The following is a 6,617-nucleotide window of genomic DNA, read 5'->3' on the forward strand; positions in this document are numbered from 1 at the left end:
GGTAGACGTCGGCCGCGCCGCGGATCTCGGCCTCGGTGAGCCCGGCCTGCTCGACGAGCTCCGACCACGGCGTCGCCTCGACCATCGTGCGGTACTCGTCGAGTCCCGTCGTGTACCGGTCGAGGAAGTCCTGGTCGAGCGCGGTCGGATCGGTCTCGGATGCCTCGAACACGACCTTCGCCATGCCGCGGACGAGCGCGAGGTCGCCGCCCGGACGCACCTGCAGGTTCATGGTGCTGGTCGGCGTGGAGTTGAACGTCGCCATGTCGAGGATCTCGTGCGGCACGATCGTGCGGGTGCCCGCCACCTCGCGCAGCGGGTTGACGTGGACGACCTGCGCGCCGCGGTCGATCGCCTCGGCGAGGCTGGTCAGCATGCGCGGTGCGTTCGAGGCGGCGTTGACGCCGAGCACGAACAGCGCGTCGCAGGCCTCCCAGTCCTCGAGGTCGGCCGTGCCCTTGCCGGTGGCGAGGGATGCCGTGAGCCCGCGGCCCGAGCCCTCGTGGCACATGTTCGAGCAGTCGGGGAGGTTGTTCGTCCCCAGCTCGCGGGCGAAGAGCTGGTAGAGGAAGGACGCCTCGTTGCTGAGGCGACCCGAGGTGTAGAACGCGGCCTGGTCGGGGGAATCGAGCGCGGTGATGTGCCGCGCGATCGTGCGGAAGGCGTCGTTCCACGAGATCGGCACGTAATGGTCGGTCGCCGCGTCGTAGGCCATCGGGCCGACCAGGCGGCCGGCGTCCTCGAGGTCGAAGTCGTTCCACTGCGACAGCTCGGTCACCGAGTGCGCGGCGAAGAACTCCTTGCCGACGCGCTTGTGCGTCATCTCCCACGTGACGTGCTTGATGCCGTTCTCGCAGATGTCGAGCGTCACGCCCTTGTCGTCGGGCCACGCGCAGCCGGGGCAGTCGAAGCCGCTCTTGGGCTGGTTCATCGTGAACATCGCCTTGGTGCCGGCGACGGGCTGGCGCTGCTCCAGCAGCACCTTGCCGACGGTCATCGCGGCGCCCCACCCGGCGGCGGGGTGCTCGTAGGGGCCGGTGCTCGACCATTCCCCGGTCGAGGTCGGCCCGAGGCCGCCCTGGCGGGGCTCCTCGGTCATCAGCCCGAACGATTCACCCATGTTGACCTCCGTGGATTCCGGCGCCGAGTCGGTGGCATCCACACACCGTGCGCACTGACGTCAGCGTACGCTCGCGACTTCTTCTGTCGCGGGGGTTGTGGCCGGGGCGATGATGCGATCCGCCCGCGTGTAGAGGTTCATGCTGGACCCTCGGACGAAGGCGGCCAGCGTCAGCCCCGCGCGTTCGGCGAGCTCGATCGCCAGCGACGAGGGTGCCGAGACGGCGGAGAGGACGGGGATGCCGGCCATCACCGCCTTCTGCACCAACTCGAAGCTCACGCGGCCCGACACCTGCAGCACGGTGCCGCGCAGGGGCAGCCGATCGTTCAGCAGGGCCCAGCCGACGACCTTGTCGACGGCGTTGTGACGGCCGACGTCCTCGCGCGCGACGAGGAGTTCGCCCGAGGCGACGTCGAAGAGCGCGGCGCCGTGCAGGCCGCCGGTCTTGTCGAACGTCTTCTGCTCGGCGCGCAGGCGGTCGGGGAACGCCGCGATGTCGTGGGCGCTGACCGACACCGGGTCGCTCGAGACGTCGTAGGAAGACACCTTCTCGACCGCCTCGATCGACGCGGTGCCGCACACCCCGCACGAGCTCGTCGTATAGAACGAGCGGGCGATGTCGGGGGAGGGCAGGGCCACGCCGGGCGCCAGGGTCAGGTCGAGCACGTTGTAGGTGTTGCCGTCGGCGCCGCCCGTTCCGGGACCGCCGCAGTGGATCGCCCGCGCGAACTGCTCGCCGCGGCTGATCACCCCCTCGGACACCAGGAAGCCGGCCGCCAGCTCGACGTCGTGGCCGGGCGTGCGCATGGTCACCGCGAGCGGCGAGCCTGCGACGCGGATCTCGAGCGGCTCCTCGACGGCCACGGCATCCGGTCTCTGACGGTTCGCGCCCTCGAGGGTGATGCGGGTGACGCGACGCGAGGCGGTGAGGCGGCCCACGTCAGAACCGCGCCGGCGAAGAGGTGGGGGACATGGGTCGAGCGTACGCCCGGCCCACGCGCACGAGACCGGCCGGAGCCGAACGACCCGGCCCGGTCCGCGAGGGTGCGGTTGCAACGGGGCGATCCTGACGGCCGGCGATGAACGATCCAGGGGCGCGCGAGCGCCTCGGCATCCCGTCGAAAAGGGCCCGATCAACATGCACGTGGATACACATCCGCCAAACTTTTTCAATCCCGGCGTGACGATTCCCCCGCCCGGTACGTCTTAGTCGTGTAGGCCGAAGCGCCCACCCCGGAGCAACCGGGTCACCGACACTCGAAAGGCACCGACATGGCTGAGAACGCCCCCACCACCCCCGCTGCGCAGAACGTCCCCCAGGCGGCGTCGCGCGTGAACCGTCCCCTCGGCGCCCGCGGCCAGGAGGCCCACACCGAGGGCAAGACCACGATCGCCGACGGCGTCGTCGCCAAGGTCGCCGGCATCGCGGCCCGTGAGGTCAACGGCGTGTACGCGCTCGGTGGCGGCGGAGCCCGTGCCCTCGGCGCCATCCGCGACGCCATCAACGCCACCGACCTGACGCAGGGCGTCAAGGTCGAGGTCGGCGAGAGCCAGGCCGCTGCCGACATCACGATCGTCGTCGAGTACGGTGCCCCGATCCAGGAGGTCGCCGACCAGGTCCGTGGCCGCGTCGCCGGTGCGATCAGCCGCCTCGTGGGTCTCGAGGTCGTCGAGGTGAACGTGGACGTCAACGACGTGCACATCCCCGGCGACGACGACAACAACAACAGCGACGACGAGAAGCGCGTCCGTTGAGCGCCACGACGAAGGGCGCCCTGGTCGGGCTCGTCCTGGCCCTCAGTGCCCTGATCTTCGGTTTCTGGGGCTTCATCCTCGTGGCCCTGTTCATGGCGATCGGCGTGGTCGTCGCGCGCATCACCTCGGGTGAGCTCGACTTCCGCAACATCGTCAATGCCTTCTCGGGGCGGAGCACGTCGTGACCACCGTCACCGCTTCGCCCGGGGTCGGCAACCGCACCGCGGTTGCCGACCCCGGCCTCCCCGCCGGCCACGTGAACATCGCCGACCGCGTGCTGCAGAAGACGGCCGAGCGCGCCGCCGCCGACATCATCGGAGTGGATGCCAAGAGCGTCCGCGTCGAGATCGTCGCGGCCCGCGACACCGCCGCCGTGCGCGTGTCGACGCCGTTCCCGGTGCCGCGCCTCGATGACACCGAGGCCGTGCGCGCCGCCACCCCCGTTCTCGAGGCGGCCACCGCCGCTCAGAGCGAGATCCGCTCGCGCCTGGCGCACCTGTTCGGCCGCGAGATCTCGCGCGTCGACCTGACCATCTCGGGCGCCACCCTTCCCCAACGAAAGCGAGTGCTGTGATGACTGACACCGTGCTTCGCACCGTCGTGCGTCGCGAGACGCACTCCCCGCGCACCGTCGCCATGCTCGTCGTGGTCGTGCTGCTGCTGCTCGTCCTGGCGTACGCCGCGGTCGAGATCATCCTCAACCTCACCGGAGCCCAGCCGCTGCTGGTCGCCCCCGGCGAGGCGCTGAACGCGGTCGTGGCCGCGCCGACCGCTCTCATGCCGGTCGCCTTCATCGTCGGCGGCGTCGTGCTGGCCCTGCTCGGGCTCATCGTGCTCGTGCTCGCGCTCAAGCCCGGCCGCCTCTCGCGTCACGAGATGGCGTGGGGCGAGCGTGCCGTCGTCGTCGACAACGGCGTGGTCGCCTCCGCTCTGGCGCAGCACCTCAGCAACGAGTCCGGCATCGCCCGTGACGACATCGTCGTGGGCGTCGCCCACCGCTCGGTCGATGTGACCGTGCGCCCGCCGGTCGGCATCCCGGTCGACGAGGCGCAGCTGCGCCGCATCGTCGACGAAGAGGTCACCGCCTACAAACTCACGCCCGCCGTGCGCACCCGTCTGCGGGTGCAGCGACCCGACACCAAGGAGTCCTGATGAATGCGACGCGTCGCGGTCTGAACCGCTTCCTGCTCTTCCTGGTCGCGGTGGTGCTGCTGGGTCTGGGTGCTCTCGCACTCGCCGTCGGGCTGCTGCCCGGGGGAACCGACACCTGGACCTCGGTCATGGGGGGATTCCAGGGCTGGCTCCAGGGCCTGGGCCGTGACTCCGCCGGCTGGGGAGCCGTCGCGGCCTTCGTGGTGCTCGCGATCATCCTCATCGCCCTCGCGGCATCCGCCGTCCGTGGTCGCCGCCAGGCGCCGTTGCAGTCCACCGGCAGCGCGAACGACGCCGGTCGCATCACCGTGACCGACGACTTCGCGTCGGAGGCGCTCAAGAACGCCCTCGGCGACCGTGACGAGATCCTCTCGTCGCGCATCAGCGCCGGCGAGATCAAGAACGAGTCGGTGCTTCACGTCGCGGTCACCCCCCGCCAGAACACCTCGCCCCGTCAGGTGGCCGAGCACGTCGACACCCTCGTGACCAACCTGGCCGCGCTCACGGGTCAGAACGTGCGCGCCTACATCTCGATCCACTCGGGCCTGCGCGCCAAGCTCGCACGCGACAACGCCCGCGTGCACTGAACCCCCACGAGGAGACGTCATGACCACCATCGATTCGACCATCGATCCGCCCGACCTCGACGCCGCCGCGAGCCTTGCGGCGACCGCCGCGGGCTCGGTGCCCGGAGTGCACGCGCTGGGGAGCCTCCTCGGCCGCGCGTCCGACGCCGTCCGCGAGCGGGTGGGACTGGCGAGCACGGTCCCGGGCGTCAAGATCGACACCGATCGCGCCGAGTCGGTCACCGCGACCATCTCGCTCGTCGTGGATTACCCGCACAAGCTGCACGAGGTCTCGGACGCGGTGCGCAGCGCGGTGCGCGACGCCCTGCAGCCCCTGGGCCGTGGCCGTGTCGACGTCGACGTCGTCGTGACGGGCGTGTTCGGTCCGTTCGACCGCGACCCGGTCGACGAGGCGGAGGAGAAGGTGGATGCCGCGACCGCGGCGATCGGCAAGAAGGCGGGCGAGGCGAAGGCCGCCGTCCGCGAGAAGGCCGATCAGGCCGGCGCGGTCATCCGCGAGAAGGCCGCCGATGCGTCGCAGAAGATCGACGAGACGACGGATGCCGTCGCCGCTCGGACCGCGGGGATCGCCGCCGCGTTCGCCGAGTCCGCCGACGAGACCTCGCGTGCCCGCCTCGCCGACGCCGAGGGCGAGCCGGTCGAGCCGGCGCGCGAGACGATCGTCGAGCCCGCGCCCGCGAGCGACGACGAGGTGCGCGACGTCGTCGCCGAGGCACTGCAGGACGCCGCGGTCGACATCGCCATCGCCGCCGACGAGGTGCGCGGTGACGACAAGACGCCGGCCACGGACGACGTCCAGGCCGTGATCGAGGACGAGCGCCCCCGCTCCTGACCTCGAGACGCGAAAGGGCGCCCCGGCTGCGGCCGGGGCGCCCTTCGTTCTTCCGGGAGGATCAGCCCGCGGTCGCCTTGTCGAAGGCGCGCTGCGCCGCCTGCTGGGCGTCGGCCAGGGCTTGCTCGGTCGTCTTGTCGCCGAGCAGGGCGGCGGTGATGGCGTTGTTGAGCTCGTTCTGGATGTCCTGGCCCGCGGGCGACGAACCGAACGACCGGCCGGAGCCGACCACGTCGTAGTACGTCGAGATGACCTGGTCGAACCCGCTGTCGCCGGTCGGCTTCACGTACGTCGAGCGGATCATCTCGTCCGCCTCGGGCGATCCGGTGAACAGGCCCGTGTTCAGTCCGTCCTTGCTCTGGATGGTCGCGGCGCGCGCGGCGCCGGCGGCCATCCAGGCGTCGGTCGAGGTCAGATCGTTCATCCACGCGCAGGCCGCCGCGGGGTTCTTCGCCCCCGCCGGGATGACGAATGCCGTACCCGAGGCGAGCGAGAACGGCTGGCCCCCGGCATCCCGGAAGGGAACGGCCTGCAGCGAGATCCGGTCGCGCGAGGCGCTGAGCACGTTCGGGTACCACTGGTTCGCCACCTGCGCCCCGACCTGGTTCTGCGCGAACTGGTTGGCGTCGCCGAAGGTGTCGAACGAGTCGGTGAAGCTCTTGACGGCGGCGTATCCGCCCTGCGCGTCGGTGATCTCCTTCAACGCGTCGATGCCGGCGGCGTTCGCGGGGTCGTCGAGCGTCGGCTTGCCCGTGTCGTCGGTAAGCTGCCCACCCATCCCGAGCACCCACAGGCCGCCTTGGCCCGTCGCGACCGGGTCGAAACCCAGACGCGTGGGGGATCCGCCCGAACCCTGGTAGATCTTCGCGATCGCGGCGAGCAGGCCGTCCATGTCGGACGTGTCGAACTGCTCGGGGGTCACCCCGGCCTCGTTCAACACGTTCATGTTCAGCAGGATCGCGGGCGGTTGGTAGAACTGCGGCACCGCGTAGACGGCATCCTCGTACGTGACGTCGTCGACGACGTTGGCGTACCACCGCTGCTGCGGATCGACGCTCTGCGCCTCGAAGCACGCGTCGAGCGGCATCAGCAGGCCCTGCGCGGCATACGTGGTGACGTAGCGGCGGTCCATCTGCACGACGTCGGGCACATCGCCGCCGGCGATGYGSSC

9 protein-coding genes are annotated in these 6,617 nt (G+C 70.7%); 6 read left to right on the forward strand and 3 right to left on the reverse strand.

Annotation, left to right across the window (positions count from 1 at the left end):
* On the reverse strand, positions 1 to 1,120 hold a 1,120-nt coding region (locus DC432_RS15565; RefSeq protein ID WP_165801310.1), incomplete at its 3' end, for a molybdopterin-dependent oxidoreductase.
* A 60-nt stretch (positions 1,121 to 1,180) separates the two neighbouring features.
* Positions 1,181 to 2,059 (reverse strand): formate dehydrogenase accessory sulfurtransferase FdhD, encoded by an 879-nt coding sequence (gene fdhD, locus DC432_RS15570; RefSeq protein ID WP_116538616.1) that lies wholly within the window; start codon positions 2,057 to 2,059, stop codon positions 1,181 to 1,183.
* Between the two features lie 333 nt (positions 2,060 to 2,392).
* Between fdhD and DC432_RS15575 the strand changes: the two genes are divergently transcribed.
* Genes DC432_RS15575 through DC432_RS15600 form a run of 6 tightly spaced genes read left to right on the forward strand, consistent with a single transcriptional unit; the run spans position 2,393 to position 5,446 of the window.
* Positions 2,393 to 2,875 (forward strand): Asp23/Gls24 family envelope stress response protein, encoded by a 483-nt coding sequence (locus DC432_RS15575; protein ID WP_116538617.1) that lies wholly within the window; start codon positions 2,393 to 2,395, stop codon positions 2,873 to 2,875.
* Entirely contained in the window at positions 2,872 to 3,060 is a 189-nt protein-coding gene (locus tag DC432_RS15580) for a DUF2273 domain-containing protein (protein ID WP_108320810.1), read from the forward strand. Before DC432_RS15575 ends, DC432_RS15580 begins: the two co-directional genes overlap by 4 nt.
* On the forward strand, positions 3,057 to 3,449 hold the full coding sequence (locus DC432_RS15585) for a hypothetical protein (protein WP_116538618.1): 393 nt from the start codon (positions 3,057 to 3,059) through the stop codon (positions 3,447 to 3,449). Before DC432_RS15580 ends, DC432_RS15585 begins: the two co-directional genes overlap by 4 nt.
* Positions 3,449 to 4,027 (forward strand): DUF6286 domain-containing protein, encoded by a 579-nt coding sequence (locus DC432_RS15590; protein WP_116538619.1) that lies wholly within the window; start codon positions 3,449 to 3,451, stop codon positions 4,025 to 4,027. Before DC432_RS15585 ends, DC432_RS15590 begins: the two co-directional genes overlap by 1 nt.
* Positions 4,027 to 4,614 (forward strand): hypothetical protein, encoded by a 588-nt coding sequence (locus DC432_RS15595; protein ID WP_116538620.1) that lies wholly within the window; start codon positions 4,027 to 4,029, stop codon positions 4,612 to 4,614. Before DC432_RS15590 ends, DC432_RS15595 begins: the two co-directional genes overlap by 1 nt.
* Positions 4,615 to 4,633: 19 nt before the next feature.
* On the forward strand, positions 4,634 to 5,446 hold the full coding sequence (locus tag DC432_RS15600; RefSeq protein ID WP_116538621.1) for an Asp23/Gls24 family envelope stress response protein: 813 nt from the start codon (positions 4,634 to 4,636) through the stop codon (positions 5,444 to 5,446).
* Between the two features lie 61 nt (positions 5,447 to 5,507).
* Here DC432_RS15600 and DC432_RS15605 read toward each other — a convergent pair.
* Positions 5,508 to 6,617, reverse strand: a 1,110-nt coding sequence (locus DC432_RS15605; protein WP_116538622.1) for an ABC transporter substrate-binding protein, incomplete at its 5' end; no start/stop codon positions are given.

It is taken from the genome of Microbacterium testaceum, assembly GCF_003075375.1.
Taxonomy (GTDB): domain Bacteria; phylum Actinomycetota; class Actinomycetes; order Actinomycetales; family Microbacteriaceae; genus Microbacterium; species Microbacterium testaceum_E.

Bases quoted from the DNA above. Each gene is read 5' to 3' on its own strand.
- DC432_RS15590 (WP_116538619.1), top strand. From the start codon at position 3,449: ATGACTGACACCGTGCTTCGCACCGTCGTGCGTCGCGAGACGCACTCC.
- DC432_RS15575 (WP_116538617.1), top strand. From the start codon at position 2,393: ATGGCTGAGAACGCCCCCACCACCCCCGCTGCGCAGAACGTCCCCCAG.
- DC432_RS15600 (WP_116538621.1), top strand. From the start codon at position 4,634: ATGACCACCATCGATTCGACCATCGATCCGCCCGACCTCGACGCCGCC.
- DC432_RS15595 (WP_116538620.1), top strand. From the start codon at position 4,027: ATGAATGCGACGCGTCGCGGTCTGAACCGCTTCCTGCTCTTCCTGGTC.